The organism is Acidiferrobacter thiooxydans, assembly GCF_003333315.1.
Taxonomy (GTDB): domain Bacteria; phylum Pseudomonadota; class Gammaproteobacteria; order Acidiferrobacterales; family Acidiferrobacteraceae; genus Acidiferrobacter; species Acidiferrobacter thiooxydans.
Window position 1 is genome coordinate 24,276 of sequence record NZ_PSYR01000002.1, and the last position, 22,907, is coordinate 47,182.

General features: G+C 61.5%; 22 protein-coding genes and 3 pseudogenes. 17 read left to right on the top strand and 8 right to left on the bottom strand.

Annotated features, from left to right (window positions below):
* Window positions 1-508 precede the first annotated feature (508 nt).
* The 6 genes and pseudogenes from C4900_RS07235 to C4900_RS07265 form a co-directional block, all read left to right on the top strand.
* Window positions 509-877, top strand: a complete 369-nt coding sequence (locus C4900_RS07235) for a glutathione S-transferase family protein (protein WP_141689372.1) — start codon at window positions 509-511, stop codon at window positions 875-877.
* A 3-nt stretch (window positions 878-880) separates the two neighbouring features.
* A complete protein-coding gene (locus C4900_RS07240; RefSeq protein WP_083996179.1) occupies window positions 881-1,375 on the top strand; it encodes a GNAT family N-acetyltransferase in 495 nt (164 codons plus the stop codon).
* Between the two features lie 73 nt (window positions 1,376-1,448).
* Complete coding sequence (locus C4900_RS07245; protein ID WP_065971765.1) at window positions 1,449-1,775, top strand: hypothetical protein; 327 nt, start codon at window positions 1,449-1,451, stop codon at window positions 1,773-1,775.
* Window positions 1,776-2,176: 401 nt separating this feature from the next.
* Window positions 2,177-2,614: a TFIIB-type zinc ribbon-containing protein gene (locus C4900_RS07250; RefSeq protein WP_083996177.1), complete on the top strand. Its 438-nt coding sequence runs from the start codon at window positions 2,177-2,179 to the stop codon at window positions 2,612-2,614.
* A 1,260-nt stretch (window positions 2,615-3,874) separates the two neighbouring features.
* Complete coding sequence (locus tag C4900_RS15990; protein ID WP_170132462.1) at window positions 3,875-4,021, top strand: hypothetical protein; 147 nt, start codon at window positions 3,875-3,877, stop codon at window positions 4,019-4,021.
* A gap of 20 nt (window positions 4,022-4,041) precedes the next feature.
* Window positions 4,042-4,191 (top strand): annotated as a pseudogene (locus C4900_RS07265) (site-specific integrase); the annotation flags it as partial.
* Window positions 4,192-4,543: 352 nt separating this feature from the next.
* On the opposite strand, the pseudogene C4900_RS17225 reads toward C4900_RS07265, so the two are convergent.
* The 3 genes and pseudogenes from C4900_RS17225 to C4900_RS15995 form a co-directional block, all read right to left on the bottom strand.
* Window positions 4,544-4,810, bottom strand: a pseudogene (locus tag C4900_RS17225) (type II toxin-antitoxin system RelE/ParE family toxin).
* Entirely contained in the window at window positions 4,807-5,073 is a 267-nt protein-coding gene (locus C4900_RS07275) for a type II toxin-antitoxin system ParD family antitoxin (RefSeq protein ID WP_065971763.1), read from the bottom strand. Before C4900_RS07275 ends, C4900_RS17225 begins: the two are co-directional and overlap by 4 nt.
* Window positions 5,074-5,150: 77 nt before the next feature.
* Window positions 5,151-5,318: a hypothetical protein gene (locus C4900_RS15995; protein WP_170132463.1), complete on the bottom strand. Its 168-nt coding sequence runs from the start codon at window positions 5,316-5,318 to the stop codon at window positions 5,151-5,153.
* Window positions 5,319-6,331: 1,013 nt separating this feature from the next.
* On the opposite strand from C4900_RS15995, the gene C4900_RS07290 reads away from it, so the two are divergent.
* The 4 genes from C4900_RS07290 (at window position 6,332) to C4900_RS07305 (ending at window position 11,103) form a co-directional block, all read left to right on the top strand.
* Entirely contained in the window at window positions 6,332-7,339 is a 1,008-nt protein-coding gene (locus C4900_RS07290) for an RNA-guided endonuclease InsQ/TnpB family protein (RefSeq protein WP_211306826.1), read from the top strand.
* Between the two features lie 472 nt (window positions 7,340-7,811).
* Window positions 7,812-9,002 (top strand): AAA family ATPase, encoded by a 1,191-nt coding sequence (locus tag C4900_RS07295; RefSeq protein WP_065971273.1) that lies wholly within the window; start codon window positions 7,812-7,814, stop codon window positions 9,000-9,002.
* A gap of 191 nt (window positions 9,003-9,193) precedes the next feature.
* Window positions 9,194-10,003, top strand: a complete 810-nt coding sequence (locus C4900_RS07300) for a metallophosphoesterase family protein (RefSeq protein ID WP_211306827.1) — start codon at window positions 9,194-9,196, stop codon at window positions 10,001-10,003.
* A gap of 269 nt (window positions 10,004-10,272) precedes the next feature.
* Complete coding sequence (locus tag C4900_RS07305) at window positions 10,273-11,103, top strand: metallophosphoesterase (RefSeq protein ID WP_065971272.1); 831 nt, start codon at window positions 10,273-10,275, stop codon at window positions 11,101-11,103.
* A 223-nt stretch (window positions 11,104-11,326) separates the two neighbouring features.
* On the opposite strand, the gene C4900_RS07310 is transcribed toward C4900_RS07305, so the two are convergent.
* Window positions 11,327-12,565 (bottom strand): type II toxin-antitoxin system HipA family toxin, encoded by a 1,239-nt coding sequence (locus C4900_RS07310; RefSeq protein WP_065971271.1) that lies wholly within the window; start codon window positions 12,563-12,565, stop codon window positions 11,327-11,329.
* Window positions 12,566-13,250: 685 nt separating this feature from the next.
* Between C4900_RS07310 and C4900_RS07320 the strand changes: the two genes are divergently transcribed.
* Window positions 13,251-13,454: an IS4 family transposase gene (locus C4900_RS07320; protein WP_170132464.1), complete on the top strand. Its 204-nt coding sequence runs from the start codon at window positions 13,251-13,253 to the stop codon at window positions 13,452-13,454.
* 3 nt (window positions 13,455-13,457) lie between these two features.
* Entirely contained in the window at window positions 13,458-14,315 is an 858-nt protein-coding gene (locus tag C4900_RS07325; RefSeq protein ID WP_065971268.1) for a DUF4338 domain-containing protein, read from the top strand.
* A 200-nt stretch (window positions 14,316-14,515) separates the two neighbouring features.
* Here the strand turns inward: C4900_RS07325 and C4900_RS07330 are convergent, their stop codons facing one another.
* Together C4900_RS07330 and C4900_RS07335 are read right to left on the bottom strand one after the other, a co-directional pair.
* Window positions 14,516-15,379 carry a Fic family protein gene (locus C4900_RS07330; RefSeq protein WP_065971267.1) on the bottom strand — a complete coding sequence of 288 codons (864 nt, stop codon included), beginning with the start codon at window positions 15,377-15,379 and terminating at the stop codon, window positions 14,516-14,518.
* A gap of 282 nt (window positions 15,380-15,661) precedes the next feature.
* Window positions 15,662-16,132, bottom strand: a pseudogene (locus C4900_RS07335) (IS110 family transposase); the annotation flags it as partial.
* Between the two features lie 142 nt (window positions 16,133-16,274).
* On the opposite strand from C4900_RS07335, the gene C4900_RS16000 reads away from it, so the two are divergent.
* From C4900_RS16000 to C4900_RS07350, 4 genes are all read left to right on the top strand, one after another.
* Window positions 16,275-16,430 (top strand): hypothetical protein, encoded by a 156-nt coding sequence (locus C4900_RS16000; RefSeq protein ID WP_170132465.1) that lies wholly within the window; start codon window positions 16,275-16,277, stop codon window positions 16,428-16,430.
* The gene (locus C4900_RS07340) at window positions 16,427-16,732 is read left to right on the top strand and encodes an IS3 family transposase (RefSeq protein WP_114282846.1); all 306 of its coding nucleotides are present in this window, start codon (window positions 16,427-16,429) and stop codon (window positions 16,730-16,732) included. The genes C4900_RS16000 and C4900_RS07340 overlap by 4 nt, the downstream gene beginning before the upstream one ends.
* A gap of 405 nt (window positions 16,733-17,137) precedes the next feature.
* Window positions 17,138-17,371, top strand: coding sequence for a type II toxin-antitoxin system Phd/YefM family antitoxin (locus C4900_RS07345; RefSeq protein WP_114282847.1), 234 nt, complete (start codon window positions 17,138-17,140; stop codon window positions 17,369-17,371).
* 37 nt (window positions 17,372-17,408) lie between these two features.
* Entirely contained in the window at window positions 17,409-17,801 is a 393-nt protein-coding gene (locus C4900_RS07350) for a type II toxin-antitoxin system VapC family toxin (protein ID WP_065969886.1), read from the top strand.
* A 1,170-nt stretch (window positions 17,802-18,971) separates the two neighbouring features.
* Here the strand turns inward: C4900_RS07350 and C4900_RS07355 are convergent.
* Both C4900_RS07355 and C4900_RS15830 read right to left on the bottom strand, forming a co-directional pair.
* Window positions 18,972-20,009 carry an IS110 family RNA-guided transposase gene (locus C4900_RS07355; RefSeq protein ID WP_114282848.1) on the bottom strand — a complete coding sequence of 346 codons (1,038 nt, stop codon included), beginning with the start codon at window positions 20,007-20,009 and terminating at the stop codon, window positions 18,972-18,974.
* Between the two features lie 225 nt (window positions 20,010-20,234).
* A complete protein-coding gene (locus C4900_RS15830; RefSeq protein ID WP_147267154.1) occupies window positions 20,235-20,531 on the bottom strand; it encodes a hypothetical protein in 297 nt (98 codons plus the stop codon).
* 1,530 nt (window positions 20,532-22,061) lie between these two features.
* Between C4900_RS15830 and C4900_RS07365 the strand changes: the two genes are divergently transcribed.
* Entirely contained in the window at window positions 22,062-22,907 is an 846-nt protein-coding gene (locus C4900_RS07365; RefSeq protein WP_065968889.1) for a hypothetical protein, read from the top strand.

Genomic DNA, 22,907 nt, shown 5'->3' on the forward strand with positions numbered 1-22,907 from the left:
ATGTCTCTTCAGGATGATCGGCGGGGTCCACTGATTCCCTGGTCTTGCCCGGGTCACCGTGGGCGGGAATCGTAGCGCGAGGCGGTCTGTCTGCACGCGGGACAGGTCTGCGGACTATCGGCTCTGAGCTGCACGCTTATGGCAATCTTCCTAAGCGAGCGATCCGCCGAGGGCTGTGTGATGTCCACGGCTGTCACCTCTCAAGGCCTCGTCAGGCCCGGAAGTGTTGGGTAGAGTTCGGTATCGCACATTGATCAAGGTTCCAGTTGAAAGAGGCACGATACCCCCCCGCACAGGATGAGGATTAGGCAAGACTAGCCCGACCCACACAGAAACCGGGAGAGTCATTTTAAGTACAGCCATATCGATAGGGATCCAAAAGAAGAGGGGGTGTTTAAACATGGCTTGGAATCCATGGAGAGGCACCCGTTCGAGACAAGCGAAGAAAGCGGGATATCCAGTTGCATGTCCCTATGTGCCGGAGACAGGCATAACCAAGGATGTGAGTATGCGATCGGGAGACTTTGTAAAGGAAAGTCCGTTGTACCATCAGATTATATTGGTTCTCAGTCTGTTGCCCATGATGGGCTTCGTCGTGCCACCGGAACGTGAGAAGATGATGGGTTACGGCACGTATGGGGCCGTGATCGACGTGCTCGAAGACGCGGTCGAGCAGGGCGAATACCTGCTCGGCGACAACTTTTCGGCTGCCGATGTCTATGTGGGTGCACATGTGGGATTTGGTATGCAATTTGGCACGATCGAAAGGCGTTCAGGCCTTGAACATTACTGGTCCCGAGTCAATACCCGCCCGGCTGCGATCCGGGCCAAGAAGATCGACGATGACCTGTTACCCAAGGACACCGCAAAAACATGACGCATGAATGAGGACATTAGGTTGCACGGGATCGAGAGGGTTCGTCCCGCTACCGCTCAAGACGCGATACCCGCCGTCGAAGTCGTGCGTCAATCAATCATAGTGTTGTGCGCGGCCGATCATCGGAACGATAGGGCTACGCTGGATCGATGGCTCGCAAACAAGAGGCCAGAATTATTCGAGTCGTGGATCGCCGAGTCTGAAAACTTCTGCGTGGTCGCGGAAAGCGAAGGGGTCGTGAAGGGAATAGGACTCCTTCATGGCAGCGGCGAGGTACGACTGTTGTACATATCCCCCGGCTATCAGCATCGGGGTCTTGGGCGCGGCATCCACTCGGCCCTTGAAGGCCATGCACGATCCCTGGGCTTGCCGAAGCTGCGGCTAGAAAGCACGCTGCTCGCGCGTAAGTTCTACGAGGCGCTGGGTTATATACCCGCCGGTGCCGAGAAGTCGCGTTGTGGTGTGTTGCGCGTTTATCCTTATGAGAAGCCGCTGTAACCGAATAGTTCCGCGTACGCGAGCGCCTTCGGCGGCGCGTGATGTGAGCCGTTGGCTCTCAGGAAGCCCGCTTATGTCCGCCATCGCCGTATACCGCTATCTCGTCCCCGTTATGTGGTTTGGCTGGGCGGTGTATTGGCGGGCCTCGTCGCGCAATGTTAAGCGGACTGTGTGGCACGAATCGCTACCGTCGCGGCTGTCATATATCGTGCCGCTGGCACTCGCTGGACTGCTCCTTTCAGTTCCCAACCTACCCCTACCGGTTCCTGCGCTTCAGGCGCGTTTTCTGCCGGTCGCGGCATGGCCGTTTGTGATTGACGCGGTTCTGACCGGCGCCGGCCTGTTCTTTTCGGTCTGGGCGCGTCAGTACTTTGGTACAAACTGGAGTGGCGCAGTGTAGAGAGCCCGCAATTACAACGGGTCGGCACCATCCTAGGTGGCGCGGGGCTAGCGCTTTTGGCGCTCAAGATCGCGCGCGTCTCAAAGGGGTCGATTTCCCCGTGATGAGGGCATGGCATGGCCGGTTTTCTGGTACATCAAGGGGGAGTGCTTGTTTTTGCCTGCACGGCGCTGGCCAAAGGGCGGCGACATCGCTACAGTAGACAGGGTCCGCAGACCGATATTCGTCGCCGGGCCCTTACCTTGAACGCGGCGGTATTCAGGGGCGGCGGAGGGCCGCAAGCGAACGGTCTGTCACATGACTCGGCCAGTGTTTGACGCCTAAAACACCCCCATTCCGGTAGCGTTTCGAGATTCCTCGCCGGCCGGTTGATGGGGGAATCGCGATGACGCGGAGGTGACATGAAATGTCCTAAATGTAATTCCGACCTAGTACCAACAGTTCGCCACAAGATCCCTGTCAATGCCTGCCCATCCTGCAAGGGAATGTGGTTCGAGCGCCAGGACCTCAATCAGTTGGAAGACGAAGCCTTTGATTTCGGTGACGATGCGAAGGGGACCATAGTTTTCAGTTCCACGCCCACAAGTGCCAAATGCCCGGAGTGTAGCGGACCGCTCAAGAGGTTTCAGTATCGGCTTTTTGAATTGGAGATGGAGTTTTGCGAGCAACAGCATGGATACTGGCTTGAGGATGACGAAGACACCAGGGTTCTGGAACTCATGAAAAAAGAGGAAAAGGATTTCGAACGGAAGGTCCTCGCGGAAAACAAATGGACGACGACCTTAAAGCAGATGCGCTCGCATTCTTTTCTGAGCAAGGTACGGGATCTGTTCCATTAGGAAGCCGTTTTATGTCGTGTGTTTAGTGCAAGGAGTGGCCATACAACGGTTTTCCGTCCCATAAAGACGCTCGAGTGGGTATTGCCGGATTGATCGATGGAAGAGGCCGCGCGAGGCGGCATCCCTACTGCACCGCTCGGCATGCGGGTCCGCACTAGGCGGTTCGAGAAGTGGGGATCATGTGAGTCGGGGGCTCCCGGATCGGCGAAGTATTTGACCGCGAGGATACGATTCAGGCCGGCTCCGCTATGAACCCACCATCGGCCGGTACCGCCAGCTATCAAAGCTAGCAAGTCGTGGCGTGCCCCGGGCGCCGGAAGGCGACTGTACAGTGTCGTGCGCATGCGCCACTGTTTTGAGCTGCGTGCCCCGCCGCCGATTCCGAGTCCGCGAGTCTGGGTCTTTGAACGCAGAGGGAGTCTGCGCGCGCCAGAAACATGCCCTCCATCCTGAGACGCGTGTGCAAGCGCGCCGGTCAAGCCGCTGCCGCAGGAGGCGGTGCGCGCCTGCGACAAGAATGCCAGAGAGTTCCGGCTCGACGCAGGTGTGACCGCGGCAGCCGAAACGCTGGCGGGTCGTCGACAGTTCGTGCTGGACGAGGCGTAGTGGCAAGGCCGTGCTGATCGAGCGACTGATGGCGCTCACAGGGGCTTCGCGATTGTGCCGGCAGCGCAGCGGATTAGACTGTAGGGGCTCGCAACAGGGCGCCGGAGGAGGCCGGTATGGAAACGGAGGAAGAACTGATTGCTGCACACGCTCTCGCAAGGGGCCTTACCGTTGTAACCGCCAATGTCCGAGAATTCTCCCGGGTGCCAGAGCTGAAGGTGGAGAACTGGCTACAGGCATAGCCTGCGATGCCTGCGCAAAAACACATTCCGGCCGGCATTTACTTATGGGTTGATATCCAACTTATGTGTGATAGAGGCCATACGCTTTTGGATCCGAGTCGATGAAGGGGCCTGTGACCGCGGTGCGTTCGAGGGGAGGGGGCTCTTGACGGAGATTCGCTGGATTTAGCCTATCGTAAGGGGCGCTACCGCTATGAATCTCATGGACTGCGATTCGATGTGCGTCGTCCCACCGAAGACGAGAGTACCTTCCGGACCCCGCGCCTGCCACTTGGCATTGCGCCCCGACGCTGGGTTAACTGGTCGGTGCACGGCGCGGTGCTGGTGTGGGTGCTCTCGGGGTGTGCGCACAATGCAGCCGCGCATAGGGCGCGCATCGGCCGCCACACCGTCACGAGATGGTGGACGTGGCTTGAGAGAATTCGCCTTCGTCCTGCGCAATCGCTTCCCGGGGTGGGGGCGAACCCCCGACCCATACGCCTTCTGGCATCTCGCCTTCGGGACCATGCCGCTCGCGGAGATCATGGCCTGTCTCGATCGTGACATCGCCGTCCCATGATGGCTTGCCCTCAGTTCTTGGTGAGCTTCGAGGACCGGCAGGATTTGCTCGGCCACAAGTCGCGGCGCATCACCGACCACTACTCGGCGGCGGAACTGAGCCAGCTCATCGAGGCGGCCAATCCGGCCTGCGGGGAAAGTCCCGTAAAAGTCCCGCGCTCGGTTTTGTGAAGCCGACGTCTCGGAAAAAAGTGTCTATAACTTCTTGATGTGCTGGGGAAATTTTGTCTTGGCGAGAGGATTTGAACCTCCGACCACCTGAGCCCCATTCAGATAAAAGTCATTTTCAGAATAGCAGGTTATAGAGAAATACTTTTAAAAATAACGGCATAAATCGGCATGGGGCGGCGTTTGTGGGTGTTGGCGGATGGACCAAGTGGACAAAATTTGGACCAATACTCCTTTCGGTGAACGTCTGGTCCTAACACCCGAAAACCCGCACCACTGCCAGCCCCTCAGCACACCATTAGTCGCTCGCTGGTTCATTGTCACGGTCGCTGGGCGTCAGGATCGTGGGAATATCTCAGGCACCATGGAGGATGCGGATGATAGTGACGTCCTCCCGTGTTGCCACAAAGAAGATCACGTAGTGGCCGTGAGCGCAGGAGCGGATGTCATCCCCGAGCTCTGGTCGTAGGCGGTAGCCGGGCGGGTTGGCTGTGATTCGTTAGCGTTGAAGGCGCAACTCTCGAATGAAGCTGCCGGCTCGCACGGGATTGTCGGCGGCAATGTAATCGCCGATGATCTCTAGGTCCTGCTCGGCGAGTGCGGTAAAGGTCAGGCGTGTCAACGCGGCTGGTCATCAGCCTGGGCGCGGTACTTGGCCTCAAGCCGTGCGAACACCTCGTCAGCGGGCTTAGGTGTGCCACTGGCCTTACCAGCCGCGATGTCGGCGCGCAGGGCGTGCAACTCAGTCTGATGGCGTAGTTCGCGCTCTTCCAGCAGGCGCAAGCCGGCGCGCACGACTTCGCTGGCATTATTGAAGCGGCCACTTTGCAGTTGCTCGCGGATAAAGGTCTCGAAGTGGCTGCCTAGGGCGATGCTGGTCGGCATGGCACGCCTCGTATCTATTAGTAACAGTTCTTAAAACAGCGCCCGCCTTGTTCGTCAATGCCGGCGCAAGGAGGATGTCAACGGCGAAAGTCCCGCGTCACCACCAGCCGACGCAGGACCCCATAGGCTTTGAGGTCCGCCACCTGCTGCACGGCATACGCGGGATTCAGCGGCCGCAGGAAGGTCCGCCCGCCATTTAGAATGAGGCGTTTGGATGGAAAACCCGCACACCAAGGGGGCGCCATGATCCTGTTCCGTAACGCCACCAATCATCGCCGGATCGAGAACTGGGTCCGCGCGGGCCGCCTCCTTCGGCTGGCTAAGGGTGTTTATTCAACCGACCTCGAGACGGATCCGGCGTGGCAGGTCCGGCAGAACCTCGTTCTGATCCTGGCCGTCCTGCGCCCCGGCGCAGTCATTTCCCATCGCGGCGCCTTGCGTGATGACTTCGGGGCCGAGGAAGGGTTGGTGACACTGACCGACCCCACCATTACCCAGAACTATCTGATTTCCCTGCCAGGCGTGCATGTGGTGGTCACACCCGGGTCCGGCCCCACGCCTTACGACTGCGACCTGGGGGTCGGAAAGACCCTCGGCCAGATGGATGGCACGATCCATGTGTCGGGCCTGTGGCGGGCCATCCTGGAAAACCTGGAGCCGCGCCGGGTCATGCGCGCCCTCGGCCAGTCCATCACTGTGCCAGCATCCGACCTCAAGACGTTCCTGGCCGATCGCCTATCGACCCCCAAGGATGTGGATCACCTGCAAGAGAACATCGTCTTAGGGGTTTCCGTGGCCCCCCATTGGCATCGTGAGGCGGCTAAGGCGGATCGCCTGCTGCAACGCCGCCGGCAAGACCTGGCGACGAACACCCTCTTTTTGATCCCCAACACCGATCAACGGCGCGTGGCACGCTTCGAGGATCTGGCGCGACAGCTGATACGCGGCATACACGGTAACGAGTCCTTGCGGGACGACGGACTCCCGGATTTTCCGGGGCGGCCGACTGTCGGTGACAGGCGTTTCTTGAACGCTGCCTTCTATGAGTCTTATTTCTCGAACTACATCGAGGGCACGAAGTTCGATCCCGAGGACGCGCGGGCGATCGCCTTGGACCAGAACACCGAAAGGGAGCAACGAAAGGAGGGGCACGATATCCGCGCCCTTTACGAACTGTACGCCAATCCTGAGCTATTTTTGCGCGCCGATCATACGGCGGACGAGTTTCTGACCAATCTCAAGGATTGGCATGAGATCTTTGGGGCACATATTGAAAGGTCGGTCCGACCGCTTTCGCTATCCGCAAGGGGTCAAGCTCGATCAAGGGAACGGTCGCATCTTTCTGCCCAAACTCGGGTGGTTGCGTTATCGCAACAGCCGGGAGGTGCTGGGCACGGTGAAGAATGTCACCGTGTCCCTGAGCGGTGGCAAGTGGTTCATCAGCATCCAGACCGAGCGCCATGTGGCCGAACCCGTCCCCCCTGCCTCCAGCATGGTCGGCATCGACAGGGGGATCATGCGCTTCGCCACGCTCTCGGACGGCACGTTCGTGGCCCCGCTCAACGGTTTCAAGCGGCACCAGGACCGGTTTCGCAAGGCCCAGCAGTCCATGAGCCGCAAACAGAAGTTCGGCCACAACGGGAAGAAGGCGAGGGCCCGCGTCCAGCGCATCCATACCCGGATCGGTGCTACCCGCCGCGACTTCCTGCACAAGACCACGACTGCGACCGGCCATGCGGCCGGCCATGTCAGCCAAAACCACGCGATCGTATGTCTCGAGGACCTGCCGGTGCGGAATATGTCCCAATCGGCGGCCGGCACAACCGAGAAACCGGGAAGAACCGTCCGGGCCAAGTCCGGCCTGAACAAGTCCATCCTCGACCCGGGCGGGTTCGAGTTCCGCCGCCCACTGGACTACAAGCTGGCGTGGAACGGCGGCTGGCTCGTCGCCGTGCCGCCGCACTACACCAGCCGGACGTGCCCGTGCTGTGGCCACATCAGCGCCGACAATCGCAAGACGCAAGCCCGATTTGCCTGCGTGGAGTGCGGTTTCGCGGACAACGCCGATCTCGTCGGCGCGATCAACATCCTTTCCCGCGGGATGCACATGCTGCGGGACGAAGGGCAGGACACGGCGGACGCTTCCGCCGGGTGGGACACCACAGCCCGAATCGCCTGTGAAGTGAGCGGTGCAGTCATGCCGCCAGCAGCAGGAACCCGCCGAAGCGACTTAGGGGCAGCTCAATGCCGCCCCTTGGCGCCGTAGGAATCCCCGGCCTCATTGCAGGCCGTATGGCCCATTCCGCGTAAGTGGCGACCATGAGGTTGAGGGAGGGGAGGATGTCAAATAGCGAACGCTACTGCAGGCATTACTACCAGGGCCTATCGCGCCGGGGCCATCTTCGCCGCTTGGAGACGGCAAAAGGGAGGCGGCAAAACCCTTGCGCTTCCCAAATCCCAGTGCTAGGATGCGCGCCTTATTAATTTTATGTGGTTGGAATACCAGGGCATGCGATCTGATCTCAACATCCACAGGAATGCCGAACCGGCGAACCACGGGACGTGGTGGCTGGTAGCCGGTCTGTGCGCGTTTGCGGGGGGCACAGGGCACCGTTATTGAGAGACGCTTAGAGATCGCCTTCTCCTAAACCCCGCCTGATGGACAGTCTGCGGGGTTTTTTATTGGGGTCCCGGGCTGAGATGGGGCGTCCCCTCCCCACTTTGGGAAGGACTGTGTGATGAAAAGACCCGCCCGCACCTATCCGCTTCCGGACGGCTTTGCCTTTTATGATTACGATAAAAGCCCGCTGATCGTGCCAAAGCCCGTGGCCGCCGAGATCGCGTCCCAGCGCGCCCGGGACGATGAGGAAGAGCCGTGTGATCCCTTTACCGGGGAACCCCTCGGGCCCCCAGCCGCGGAGACGCAGGTACCCCCGGTGGTCGCGACCGTGAGACGCCAGCGCGACCGCGTGCCGGTGTTTGCGCAAGAGGCCCTCCAGGAGGCCATGGCCCAGGTCTCCAAGCTGCGCCGCGAGGACAAGGCGCGGCTTTTGCCACCGCTTGAAATGGCCGCGCGCGACGGCGGGATGCGCCAGGTGCGCCGCCCGAGCCCCCGGACACTCCCCGGATTGCTGGCGAGCCTTACCCGCGACTTCCCCAATTTTGGGGCGGTGATCGAGGCGTTGGCCCCCGAGTGGGCGCTGCAAGCCGGACAGACGGCGGCAGGCTTTCGCCTCAGTCCCCTCCTGCTCTATGGGGCACCCGGGGTGGGCAAGACCTTCTTTGCGAGCCGCCTGGCCGGTCGTTTGGGCGTCGACTGGGAGCAGATCTCGGCCGGGACCGCCCAAGGGGCCTTTGAGGTCACGGGGACAAGCCGTCACTGGTCGACCGCCAACCCCGGACGCGTCTTTAGCCTGCTCGCGAGGAGCCGCTACGCGAACTCGGTGCTCTTGATCGACGAGGTCGACAAGCTCGGGCAAGAGCAGCAAAGCCCCATTGTGCCCGCGCTCCTCGACCTGCTGGAGGAAGACAGCGCCCGGCGGTTGCGGGATGTGGCGATGGATCTTACGTGTGACGCAAGCCGGCTGCTCGTGATCCTCACCGCCAACGACATCGAACGGGTGCCGGCGCCCTTGCGCTCGCGTGTCCAGGAGATCGCGGTGGCAAGCCCGACGCGCGACGAGCGTCTCGCGATCGCCATGCGCCTGGCGGACGATCTCTGCAGGCCTTTGCGGAAAGCGGCCCGAGTGGCGATTGACCGCGAGACCTTGGAGGCCTTGGCCTCCGCACCAATGGATCTGCGCGAGCTCAAACGGCGATTGCGGCGCGCCGTGGGTCAAGCGGTGTTGGCCGGCAGGCGGCGGTTGGCTCCGGCCGATGTGGGGACCATGGGGCGGCCTGAGACGCGGCCGCGCATGGGCTTTGTATAGTAGGTCCGTCTACCGCACACCGGTCGCGAGGCCCGCGGGGAGCCGTGGGCGGCGCCCGGGTGGCGTATCGCGCCCAGACGGCCGGGGCGTCTGGGCTTTAGAGGCCGGGTTAGGTAACAGAGGCGCGGGACCTCCGATCCGTCCTTCGGGGCGGATCGGGTTTTTGCTAAGAGGGGTCAGAGGATCGGCAGATGACCGACGATCGGATAAAAAGGCCGGAGACAACCGAGGGTGCGTCGCCCTTGATTCTCTTTGCGGGCGATGTCCATGGGCAGTTTGAGCACCTCTCGGCAGCGGTGGCCGCCTGGCATCCCCAGGCGCTCGTGCTCTTAGGCGATATCGAGGCCCCGCGACCGCTCGCCGACATCGCGGCCCCTTGGGAGGCGCAGGGAACCGCGGTGTGGTTTATCCCGGGCAACCATGATAGCGACCGTGAGGATCATTGGCGGCATTTGGAGAGCCTTGCGGAGCGCAACCTGCACGGGCGGGTGGTCACCGTGGCCGGTGTGCGCCTCGCGGGATTGGGCGGGATTTTTCGGGGGCAGATGTGGGATCCGTTATGTGCCCCCGCCTATGTCAGTCACGCGGCCTTTGTTGCGGCCGAGCGCACCTCCCGCCGGGGGCGGGGCGTCGGCGCGCGCGCCGGGCGCGAGGGCGCCCCCAGCCCTCAAGACATCGCGCGCGCCGGGCAGATCTTAAAACATCGCTCCACGATCTATCCCGAGGATTATGAGAGGCTCTGGGACGAAACGGCGGACATCCTTGTGACCCACGAGGCCCCCAGCTGCCATCCCTATGGCTTTACCGCCATTGATGAACTCGCCCAGGCCTTGGGGGTGAAGAGCCTTTTCCATGGGCATCACCATGACTGCCGGGACTACCGCGCCTGGGACCGGCGGGGTCTAGGCTTTCGCGCCTATGGGGTGGGGCTGCGCGGACTGCTGGATCAAGAGGGGGTCGTGCGCCGCGTCGGCGACCGGGATCTGGAGCGGGGACGGTAGGATGGGCCGAGGCGGCACAGGGGCCGACGGCCGGCAAGAGGGCGGCCCGCGACACCGCCGCGACAGAGGCGGCACCGCGTCCATATTATGGCACTGAACGGGTCCGGACGCGGTGGCGCCCCGAACCCAAGCCCCGCGGCCGGGGCCACCCATGTCCCGCCGCAGCCACGCGGACGTGACCATACGTCCTTGCTCAAAGCAGGGTGCGGCATTTCACGGTACGAGTCGGTATTCGACCGCGCAACGCTTTATCCTTATAAGGAAGAGACATGCAACCTCTCAGGCTCCATATCCTGTCCGACGTGCATCTGGAGTTCGGCAACTGGTCGCGGCCCCGCCTCCGGGATATCGATTGCGACGTGCATATCTTGGCGGGGGATATCGGCGTCGGGCTCCAGGGCCTGGATTGGGCCTTGAAGTCCTGTGACCGCCCCACGATCTACGTCATGGGCAACCACGAGTTCTATGGGCAGCGGACCGTAGAGGCCTTGTGGGACAAGGCCCGTGCCAAGGTCGCGGGCACCCCCGTCCATCTTTTGGAAAACGAGGCCGTGGTGATCGACGGCGTGCGATTTCTTGGCGCGACCCTCTGGACCGACTTTGGTTTGAATGGCGCGCTGCACCAAGACGCAATGATGCGTAACATAGGGGAGCTCATGACCGACTACGCCCGTATTCGAATCGGCCGCAGGCCCTCAGAGCGGGTGTGCGCCCGCCCCTGCACCACGCTGGCCTGGCACGAGCGCAGCGCCGCCTTTTTGGACGCGGCATTGCCCACGGAGCGCGCAGAAAGCGACAAGACTGAGGCCGGCTGCAAGCTTGGCCCCACCGTGGTGGTCACCCATCATGCCCCCTTGGCGCGAAGTCTTCTGAAGGAGCCGCCCTACGATGTCACGGATACCGCCTATGCAAGTTGCCTCGATGACCTCGTGGTGCGCGCCGATCTTTGGGTACATGGGCATACTCATGTCCGGGTCGACTACACCGTGAAAGACGCGTGCGGCCACAAGACACGGGTCGTGTCCAATCCTCGTGGGTATGTTGGGGTCGAGCCGGTGGCCACCTTTGATCCGAAGTGGGTTATCGAGGTCGGGCGCTAGGCCATCCCCCTTGGCCGGGAGGGCGAGCCTGGAGCCGCCCTAACGGCCCGAGGGCTTGAGGCCTCCCGCGTAGCGAGAGCGCGGGTCCGATTCGGCCGCGGTTGGTATCGCGTCTAGAATCGCAGAATTATGCGCGCGGTCAGGACCAATATCCTTGACAACCCCGCTCCTTACCATCTCTACACGCCATACTCAAATCTCTTGGATAGGACGCCTCGGGGGATTACGCCGCCGGGAACTGGGACGTCAGCGCCGCCACGCGCGCGAGGGAAAGGCCCTCGTACAGCCGTTTGGCATCGACAGACCCGATACGCGCCTCACGAAACGTCGTATCGGCCTGATGCACCATGGCCGTCCATGTGGCGTATACCAGCGCCTGGACGTGGGCCAAGGGACGCATGCAGAAGCGGGCGATCGCAGGCGCCAGGTGGACGCTTACCGCCTGGTACGGATTCACAAAACCGCAGAGACGCGTCGCGAAGGCGGGGTTGCCGGTGACGGGCACGAGGTCGTAGGCCGGCGCAAGCCGCCAGCGGTTCTCTTCATCGAGCCGCATCTCCACGTTGCCGAAATGGTTGTCGCTGTCGTGCATGGCGGCCATAAAGGCGATGCGCCGGATCCATTCGTCGTGGTCGGTCTCGGGGGCGGCCAGGGCCTGCAGGATGCGCGTGACATCCCGCGCATCGGCATGGGTATCCCAACGTCCAATATTATCGGTGCCGGTCAGTGTCCGCAGGCTTAAGCGATGGGCGCGATGGGCCCCCTGGCGATCATAACGCGCCACCAGCAAGACATCGGCCCCTGATCGGGGGAGGGTGACGACCCGGCTCTCCGCGACTGACAGGCCGGAGGCCGCCGCCCAGCGCAGCATGGCGTGCTCGACGCGCGCAAGGCTCGTATAGACATCGTCTGGGCGATTGAATTTGGCGACATAGTGGATACCGTCTAAGCACACGGCGGCCTTGGGGCGCGCCCCGCCGAGCGTGGTCAGGGCATAGACGTGGGCCTCGTCGAGGATATCGTCACCGGCCAAAAGCCCCTCGATGCGCGCGGCGATCGTCTCAAGGGCCGCGAGCGAGCGCGGCAGGCGTTCGGGGGTGGCGACGGCCGCGAGCGCGCGCACCAGGAGCCCCGATTGGCTGCGGGTACCAAAGGCCGCCAAGTGCGCCAGAGGACCCGCGCCCTGCAACGCGGGACGACACCGCTCCCACAGGACCGACCCGAAGTAGCCGGGCAGGATGTCCCGGAAGACCCCGAAGAGTTCCTGGCCGGGCTGCGGCGCAAACAAAGCGCCGGGGGGCTTTGCGCGATAATCGAGGTGCAAAGGGTCGAGCGGGGGGCCATCATAGGCGCGCAGGTAGCTAAAGGCGCCGCGGCACGGCCCCTGGGTGCGCAAGACGCCCGCCAACTGCCAGCGTTGGCCGCGGGGATCGGGCAGCGCCTGCGGATTCCAGAGCGACACCAGAAGGTCTTGTGCCGCGGGCGCCGGGGATGTCGAAGGGAGACTCGCGGCGGGAGGCATTTTCGAGACCAAGGGCCTTCCTTAATCGTAATGGCAATGGGGCGGGGCGTTACGCCGGCCCCCAAAGACGGCTCTGTCCGCCGCCATCCGGCAGCATCCCCGAAGTTCCGACGGGCCTTGCCCCGTTACGACCGCATGGTCCCTTGCGTCGGCATCCATTCGCGCCTGGGCCTTAAATGGTTCTCGCGCAGGAAAGGATCTGTCACACGAGACTAGACCAGCCGCCGGGGCAATGAAAGGCCCCGGCGTTAACATGGTGCCGCACGCCCGCCATAGTCGAAACGAGCGCCATAAAAAATCAAGATGCTTTCACGTGCCCCCAACCGGCCACATCCCGGCCCAGGCCGTGGGTGGTCGCGCGACCAGGTAATCGGCGCCACCGAGACTGCGGCCCCTGCGGGCAGTGAGGCGATCAGCTGGGTATTGTTAACAAACCTGCCGGTCGATGACTTCGCATCGGCTGTCGAGAAGGTGCGCTGGTACGGCAAGCGCTGGGGCATCGAGACCTGGCACAAAGTGCTCAAATCGGGCTGCCAAGTCGAGGACTGGCTGCTCGAAGAGGTCTTGCGCCTGAAACGCTATTTGACCCTCTTTAGCATCATCGGCGTGCGCCTGATGCATGCGCGTGACGAAGGCTTTGCCTCCGCCAGGACCCCCACCGACGCTCCGCGAGGCCGTGCGCATGCTCGGCCGCCTGGGCGGCCACCTCGGGCGCAAGGGCGACGGGGAGCCCGGCGTGACCGTGCTTTGGCGCGGCTGGATGTGGCTCTACGAATCAGTGGAGATGCGGGTTGCCTTGCAAGTCGCGGGTTGGGTTCCGCCAGGCTGACCGATGCGCTACTGTGGACGGGATTTTACCCTGGCCGAGATCGACCGGATCCGCGCGCTGATCGCGACCTCTCCGCCGCCCTCCCGCTATCGGCTCTCGCAGGACGTGTGCGCATCCCTCGCCTGGCAGCGCCTCGACGGGGGGCTAAAGGACATGAGCTGTTGCGTGGCGTTGCTCCGGATGGAGAAGGACGGCCTCATCACGCTCCCGCCGCCACAGTGCGCGAAGCCCGTCTCCTATCGGGCGCACCCTCTGATCGACACGCTCGTGCGGGAACCCGTGATCTTACCCGTGGTGGATCTTGCCCGACTCGCAGTCGACGTGGTCGTCCAGCGCCACGACTCGCAGCTCTGGAACGCGTATATCGCCCATTACCGCTATCTGGGTCATAAACCCCTGCCAGGGGCGCAGTTGCGCTATGTCGTGCGCGCCGAAGGCACGATCATCGCGCTCTTGGGCTTTGGGGCTGCGGCCTGGAAGACGCACCCCCGCGATGCCTCTATCGGCTGGAGTGCCGCGCGGAGACAGCGCAACCTATATCTCATCGTCAATAACGCGCGCTTTCTGATCTTGCCGTGGATCCGTCATAAGAATCTGGCCTCGCGCATTCTGGCCATCGTTAGCCGCCGGCTCGCGGATGACTGGCAGGCCCGTTACGGTTACCGCCCAGTGTTGCTGGAGACCTTTGTCGAAAAGCCACGCTTCGCTGGCACCTGCTACCGAGCTGCCAATTGGCAATATCTGGGGGATACACAAGGCCGCGGCAAGCTCGATATCTTCCATCGTCACGACCAGCCCATCAAAAGCCTCTGGATCTACCAACTCACCCGCGACTTCCGCAAACAGCTCCGCAACTGCTAAATCATCACGGCAATATTTACACCATCACGCCGTGTTGGCCTTCAAAAGATGTGTGTAATAGATAGATTTCTGCCGACCCATCATTCTTCCAACCACTCCATTCCCGTCATATCAGTTTAGCATCTTGAAGCGCTTGCACACCAAATTGATCCCGTCCAAAAAATGTCAGGAATGTTTTTATTGATTTTAGCCGTGCGGGCTTAGCCCTGGAACTTCGGGGCGCCGGGGTTTCGACGGGAAACCACCCGCTTGCGCTCTTGCGCTTGCCGGGCCTCGGCGACCAGCGCCATCGTGGATTCCCAATAGTTTCGGCAGAGATCTTGAAAACGGGACCGTTCCGCGTTTCGCGGTAATGCCCTGAGATCAGACAGGCTTTTAAGATCAGGAATGGTCTGTTGATAGTCCGATATCGCCTTCTTGTATTCCTGGCGACCTTCGGCTGGCACCACAATGGGTGGGAAGCCCGCGCGCAGGACCGGCAGATTAGCGAGTAGACGGGCCATGCGCCCGTTACCGTCAAAGAAGGGATGAATGGTGACGAAATCTAGATGCATATCGGCATAGGCGCTGGCCGCTGTGTCCGTTGTCAGAGGTTGGCCATACCAGACATTGAACGCATTGAGCCACTGACTCATCAGCGCCGGAACGTGCGCCGGTTCCGGAAATTCGCGCCAATGCTGACGACCATCAGGCCCCACCAGTGTCGTGAAATTGGCTTCGTTTTTCCAGGCCCCTACCGGCTTATAGATATCCATAATGGCTTCGGTAAGGACAACGCGATGCAAGGCAAAGATATCCGCGTCCTGCAGTTGAGTGACTTCCAGTAGGCGATAAATGACCTCGATACCCCGAGCGTGGCCGTAGACCTCCTGATGATCCCGCAGCGGCTTACCGGCGATCGTCAGACCCTCTTCCAGGACAAAAGCCGTGTCACCGAGCGTCAGCGTGTTCCCTTCAATGGCGGTGGACGCATGCGTCCACAGATTGCGGACCTGGGCCAGAAGAATGACCTTTATGTCCTCGTCGAGACCTGCGAAAAAGGGTTGCGGCCGGTCTGTCGTCACTTTACGGTTTATCCTGTATAGGGAGCCTAAAAACTGCGCAACAGTATATCACGCTCCACCGACAAACTCGGAGATCCCGACGTGATCGCTCTCTCATCGAGGCCGCTCTCCAGGCCTCATATCGTCCCTGCAATCTCATCCAAAACATCCTGTCATGTATCGCGCAGCCTGACGGGAATCGCGAGCATCAAGTTCAGGTCTTGGCCAAAACTCTCGACCGCGTAACCGGCCTTGCAGGCCGTGGGAAATGCCCTGTCCGGACTCAGGCCGTAGTGGGCAGCCACCATGGCGCAGGAGAAAGGCCGATAGGCGCTGCTTGGCCTGCCGCTCGAGGGCCTTGGTGTCTTCCCGGGCGCGGGTGAGGTCGCGCACCGCCTCTTGCTCGGGGCCTGGGACCCAGACCGCCGTGAGCTCGCCGGCGCGATGCAAGCGGGCGAGCGATTCGCTATCCCGGCGATCGGTCTTCACCCGATCCCCGGGCTTTACGGGGATGAGCGAGGGGGCGACGACCACGCAGTCGTGACCCAGATGGGTCAACTGCCGGTGGATGCCGTAGCCGCAGGGACCGGCCTCGTAGCAGAACGACAGCACCTCACCGGCCGGGCTCAACTTCTTCACGAGCTTGGCCACCGCCTCCGGGGTGTTGGCGATCTCCCCATAATAGCGGGGCTTGCCCTGACCGGCCTCGGCCATAGCCACCGCTATCGTGTCCTTATGTGTATCCAAGCCTATGTACTTGCTAAACTTCGCCATGACCTGCCCCCTCAATTGTGGCTCTGAGCTGATGGTGGTTTTCCCGACCTCAAGCTTAATCCACGTCGCTTGAGGCCGGGCAGGTCAATACATCTACGATGTCCATGAGATCGCAGCCAAACACCAGGTCCATCCGAACCAGGTGACCCAGTGGCGCCGGCAGTTGATCGACCAGGCGGCGAGCATTTTCGGCAAGCCCACGGGGACGACACCCACCAGCGATCGCGAGGCCTTGCTGGCCAAGATTGGAGAGCTTACGGTCCAGAACGATTTTTTCGCACGAGTGCTCGGCAAATGACCACGGCTGAGAGACTCCAACGGGTCGAGCGCGAGAATCCGGTGGTGCCGATCGCACGCCAATGCGCGTGGCTTGGCGTGCCCCGCTCGAGCGTGTATTACCAGGGGAGACCTGTGGTCTCCGAGGACGATCTGGCGCTCATGAAGCGGCTCGATGCCCTCCACCTCCAGCATCCCTTCCTGGGCTCGCGGCGCCTTAGGGACCGGCTGGAGCGCGACGGCGTGCTTGTGAACCGCAAGCGCATCCAGCGGCTCATGCATCGCCTGCGCGGTCCAGACGGAGGTTCAGTAACCCGCTTATGACATAAGCGTTCTCATCTACTATACAATGTCATTGCCATTGGCAAACTATTAACCATTCACCATGAGACGTGAGTCTTTATATCAAGGCAGGAGTGGCACAGCTTCCAGACCTTGCTCGCGGATCTGGCCACCGTGGTGCGTAATACTTGTCGTGTGCCGCATACAAACGGAGAGGGGTCGACCTTCCCGGTTCTCACTATTCCCAATGCCGCCCAAAAGCGGGCCTACGAACTGATCGAAACCACCCCGATGTAGACAGCAGCCGGAACTCTGTTTTCAGGCGAGTTGATTGAAACATACGGAAACACTGCTTTGTGGACGGTGGAACTAATGACTAGTCTCTTCTGTTGGCATGGCCCGCTGTGTATTATAATGACCATTACTCTGGTCAGTGAGGCTTTCTTAATGGAGACCATCAGTCTGGTCGAGGCCAAGGCGCGATTGAGCGAAATCTTGAACATGGTCGAGGCGGGCGGGGAGGTGGTTATTACACGCCACGGCAAGCCGGTCGCGCGTGTGGTGTCGGCGCATGGCTCGCTCAAACCCTTGCCGTCTTTAGCGGCCTTTCGGGCAAGCCTTCCTCGAGCACGGGCCTCAAGCGCGGAGCTCCTGCGCGTTTTGCGCGACGAAGGCTATTGAGTGCTCTATCTCGACACGAGTTTCGTGGCCCCTGGTCATGCCTGAGGAGTCGAGCGACGCCGTGGAGGCGTTCCTTCGCGACGGCGAAGACGAACTGGCCACGTCCCAATGGACCCGGGTGGAGCTGGCAAGCCTTGTGTCGCGGCGTGTGCGCATGGGTGAATTCGACGAAGTGCAGGCAGAGGCCATTCGCAAGACCTTCGAGCAGCTCTTGGTGCAGTCGTTTGTCCTCCTCGCCCCGAGCGTCGGCGATTTCGTGACGGCCGCGCAGCTTCTGACTCCAGCGGATACGGGGATTCGTGCCGGAGACGCGCTGCATCTCGCCATAGCCACGAACCACGGAGCGAAGAGGGTCTATACGCTCGACCGGGGTTTGCTGAAGGCCGGGGAGCAGCTTAAGGTACCCGTCAGTTCGGGAATTCGCTGGTAGTGGATTCGCGCAAGGCGCGAATCTTGGCCTATCGAGGGGCTTTGGTTTGTCGGATGCGAGCGATTGCAGCCTTTGGCGGCAATGAAGTTTCCGCGTATCCAGTCCCAATACGTAGTTCGGGGACTGGAAGCATGCCTCTGCTGCATGGCTTACGGAAACTGGTCGCAAGGTGTAGCCCCAGCCCGTTAAAGCTTCGATGTGTACGCCAAGCCCCCAACGCCTCCTCGTTTCCGTGAACGCGTAGACTAGCCACTGCCAACCTCATGGTGCCTCTCGATGGGACAGGTGGGGCGACAAAGTTTCTGGTTGCGGCGTTTCTCTGACGGCCCTAGACCCAGTAGCAGTATCGGCGGGACGGTCAAAAACGACGCGTATCAGTAAAAACAGTGCGTGGCCCTGATGGCCGGTAGGGCAACGACGGGACCGGAACGAGTGGTGTCTCGAAGGAAGTGAACCAGGACTTGCTCGGCCATAAATCGACGCGTATCACCGACCACTATTCGGCGACGGAACTCAGTCAGCTCATCGAGGCGGCCAATCGGGTCTGCGGGGTGGAGTCCCGCAAAAGTCCCGCACTCGTTTTGTTGAAACCGAAGGCTGCGGGAAAGTGTGTTGGAACTACTTGATTATATAGGGGATGTTGGTCGGGGCGAGAGGATTTGAACCTCCGACCACCTGAACCCCATACACACAAACGCCCCATAGGAATCAATGCCTTAGAGCGTAACCCCTTCATATTACGACTTTAGTTGTCCAAGTCTTTCCTTCAGATGGGCACGACTTTCGGTACTCGGTGTACCAAAATGGTACCAAAACGATTGGTGGTCTTGCCTTGCCGTGTCACAGTCATCGGATTGTGGGGTTCGGCGCGCATCTTACACTGAATATATGGACACCCCCTACATTGCAAGCACGTATTGGCTTTTGGGATTAGGGTCGGACTGCATAAATATATCCGGCCTCTGATGCGTCCGTCGACGCGGGCCCTGATGACATTCGCTCGCAGGAGCCTCGTAAGTTGCTCGGTGTGGGATCCACCGTTCAGTTTATCAGGCTTATCCCGCGGCGGTCTGACCTGCTTCCATCAGCTTCTACGCTCTAGCAATCCTGGCGAGTAGCACCTCCATGGCAACAACACGATCCGTGAACGCTTTCGGTAGCCAGCCTGCGTCAGGCCGCGGCCTCCGGAGCACTCTCGGTTCGATACTCAGTCCCCCGGGCCAGCATCGCCCAGGCAATACGGGCATGTTTGGCGGCCAAGGCAACCGCCGCGACGTTCACATGTCGACGCTCTTTGAGTTGGCGCGCCCAGACGCTTTTGGCATCGGTCTTCTTGTCGACGACGCGCAGGTAGGCGCGCGCGCCATGCACGAGGAGCGTCCGCAGGTAGCGATCCCTCTGTTTGGTGATCGCGCCCAGGCGGTTCTTGCCGCCACTCGAATGCTGTCGGGGGATCAATCCCAGCGAGGCGGCGTAATTGCGCCCACTCTGGAATACATGCGGATCGCCCATGCTCGCCACCAGCGCCGTGGCCGTCTGAGGTCCGATCGCCGCGACCTGCATGAGCCGCCTCGCCGGTTCGCTCGCCTGGGCAAGCGCGCGGATCTTGGCGTCATACTGTGCGATGTCCTGATCGAGGGTGTGGAGCTGCGTCAGTAGCCCGGCCAGCACCTCGTGGGCGAGCATCGGCAGCCCGTTCTCGGCATCTTCCAGGAGGCGCGGGAGGTGCGTGCGCAAGGAGGCCACACCCTGTGGTACGGTCAGGCCAAACTCCCCCAGGAGCCCCCGGATCTGGTTCACTTGGGCGGTCCGGTTCGCCACCACCAGGCTTCGTGCCCGGTGCACCATCAGCACCGCCTGCTGCTCCTCGGTCTTGATCGCCACGAAGGGCATGTTGGGCCGACCCACAGCCTCGCAGATGGCCTCGGCATCGTTTGCGTCATTCTTGCCGCGCTTGCGGTAGGGGGTCACGAACTGCGCCGCCATGAGCTTGACCGTGTGCCCGAGCCAGGTGAGCTCGCGGCCCCAATAATGCGCGCCAGCGCACGCCTCCATGCCGACCGTACACGGCGGTAACTGCGCGAAGAATTCCAGCACCTGGGCGCGCGCCAGGGTCTTACGGATTCTTACTACCCCGTGCTCATCGACGCCGTGGACCTGCAGCACCTGTTTGGCAATATCAAGACCGATTCGTGTCATCGTCTTCATCGTCACTCCTCCGGCTTTCTGATTGACTCACCTGTACTCTCAATTGGGCACCACCGCTAGGGTAAGGGTAGGGGGTGTCCATGTCATTAGTTCCCCGGGATTCCGCGATGGGGTAACTTTCACGCTCACGATCAGAAACACCGCCTGAATACCTCAAGGTGGCCAAAAAAACTCCCCGGGGGACGGCGCGGTCTACGTTGCGGAAGACATGTGTTGGCATGGTCCTTACCGGTAACGGCTCGCATAGATGGCAGTATATTGACTGTTGCCCTGCGACCACACGGCGATGACGGGCCCGCGGGTGTCGCCACCGAGGACCGGATTGCTCACCCGGGGTCCGGCCGGGGCTCCATAGAGAGCAATGAGCCGTTTTTTCAGCAGGGAGGGGATGTCGCGCAAAGCGGTGTTCTCGCCGATGCTGGGGTCATTGACCATGATCGGTGGTGTCCAGCGTTTTGTCGTCGTTTGCCGGACGGACGCGTCTATCCGGGTCTGGCCACCTATAAACTGTCGCCACGCCATGATGAAATCTCCCGCGCTGTCTGTGGTCAACGCGGGCCGGCCGGGGCGCGCTTTTTCAGATCGTGGCGCCACGACTTGTTCCGGGCGGCGCCATGCACGATGACCTGACGGCAGAAAGGCGGCGTCTATGGCCCCACCCCGGGCTCGGTGCTGTCGCCAGGCAACCAAAATCGTTCCTTCCATATTGGCGGCTGCGACCGGATGGCGGGCATTGCCCTGCCTGCGGGAACTGATGATGACCGGCGGACTCCAGGAGGCCGCTTTCTCTTCATGTCGGGCCGCCATGATGAGATTACGGCCGAAACGGGGGTCATAGGTTCCCCAGGCGACCACGATGCGACCGTCTGATCCAACCGCGCTTGTGACATGAAAAAGACTGTGCGAAGCCGGGGTCCGCATGATGGTCTCGGCCCGGGCATCCCTTGTCCCGTCAGGGTGGAGGATGGCCGCCTTGATCGACACATATCTGCGGGAGCGTTGCGGCCAGATCGCATAGACAAGGCCTTTCGCGCCGGAGACCAGGGTGACCCCCGAGATAGTGCGCGCTGGCCTCGCCACTCTAAATGGGCCCTGCCAATCGGTTGTTCCCTTGGGTTGGATGGCCGCAAAAATGGTCTGGGAAGACTGGGCGCGGCCTTGCTGTACCCACGCCACAAAGGTATCTCCTTCGGAGTCCCGGATCATGGCAGGGGGGTGCGAAGCGAAATTCTGGGCGAGAGGGCTCAGGATGCGCAGGGTGCCTGCAAGCGGTGGCCCGGGCCGTACGATTGCGGCGATGAGGCGGTTGTGAGCGGCGCGCGTACCCTGATAATTCCACGCCAGTATGATACGTCCTTGCGTACGGACGATTGCCGGTCGAGACGGGTAGCCGCCACCGTTCTTGTCATCGACGGTTATCGCAGGCATCCAGCGATTTGCGCCTATAGGCAGGGTGGCGAGGCCGAACCCGTCAACTGACAAGGCGGTTTTTTGCACCCAGGCGGCGGTCACATCGCCCGCGCCATCGCGGGCAATGGCGGGATTCCACACGCCCAGTCGGCCGGAACTGATAGCGAGGGGTGGGCCCCAGAGCGTCCGGACTATTTGTGCGGCCGCTTCCTGGCAAGAGACACCACAGAAAGAGACAGCGCATGCAAGCGCCCGGATCCCTGGGTGGCCCACACAACATCGAGGTCGGCTATATGTTAGGATAGGCACACGGAGACTTTATAGGTTGCAACCGCGTCAATATAAACAGCAAAATCTCGTGCGTAAAGGCGCCAATTGGGAAAGCGCCTCGGGTGGCACGGTCAGAAGGCGTCTCTAGAGGATGCCCTCTCGTTAAATACCATACGCCCCCGGGGCGCGCCCTCACGCAATACCTTATCAGGATTGGCGATAAGGATTGGTGGGACACGCAGCCGCCACGGCGGGGACACTTCACCACCTCAAGCGCACTGTGCCTTTCGCTGTTATGGGCATGGCGGTGACTGTCTTGGCCATGGATGTTGGGGTATCTGACACGGTTTCGATAAAAACGGGGGAGGGTGGATGGTCACTACCACGAGACATGTCGCGATCGCCCTGGTATTGGGTGTGCTCGGGGGTGCCGCGTGCGCACAAGCCGTGACATTTGTACCGGTGTCTCGCCAGATTCGGCGCAGCGACAGCGGTTGGCAACTCGCATATCGGCAAATCTTCGAGCACTACAGCGAATATGCCCCGAACGGCTCTTCATCGCCGTATGGTCCCATTGCGGATTCCGAGCACGGGATCCTGCGCGGGGGCGCCCTTGGTTATCGGCATCAGGGCGATCACCTTGGATACGGCGCGGTGGCCGCGTATACGGAAGGGACCACGGCTTACCAGGGGTTCACGCAGGATTACAAGACGGCCACCTACACGCCCCTGATGTCACACACGGGCAACGATCGGACCGAGGCGAGGCTGTGGGTGAATTACGCCTTTGCGCTCTCGGCGCTTCCGAATCTGGCCATCGTGCCTGGCATCATGGCCGGGGATGAACATTGGGAACGGCGGACCAGCGACGGGGATCATGAAACCTACAACGCCTTTTACGCGGCCGGCCGCTTGGCTTTCGAGCATGCCATGGGGCCCGTGGTGCTCTCTGTGTCGGCCGAGGCGGGACGTCTGATCCACCCCACGATGACAGCGACCTTTGCGCCGCATCAGACGTTTGCGCTGGGCGCACGTCAGTGGGTTGGGTACGGCATTCGCGTGACGTACAACATCGATCGCGATGTGAGCGTCTACGCAAGTTACGCCGAAGACCGCTACCAATGGGGCCAGTCGCCCATTGTGAATGGGCTTTACGAGCCCGCGAGTCACACGACATTGGGGCAGGCCTCCGCAGGTGTCTTGATTCGCGGCTTGTGA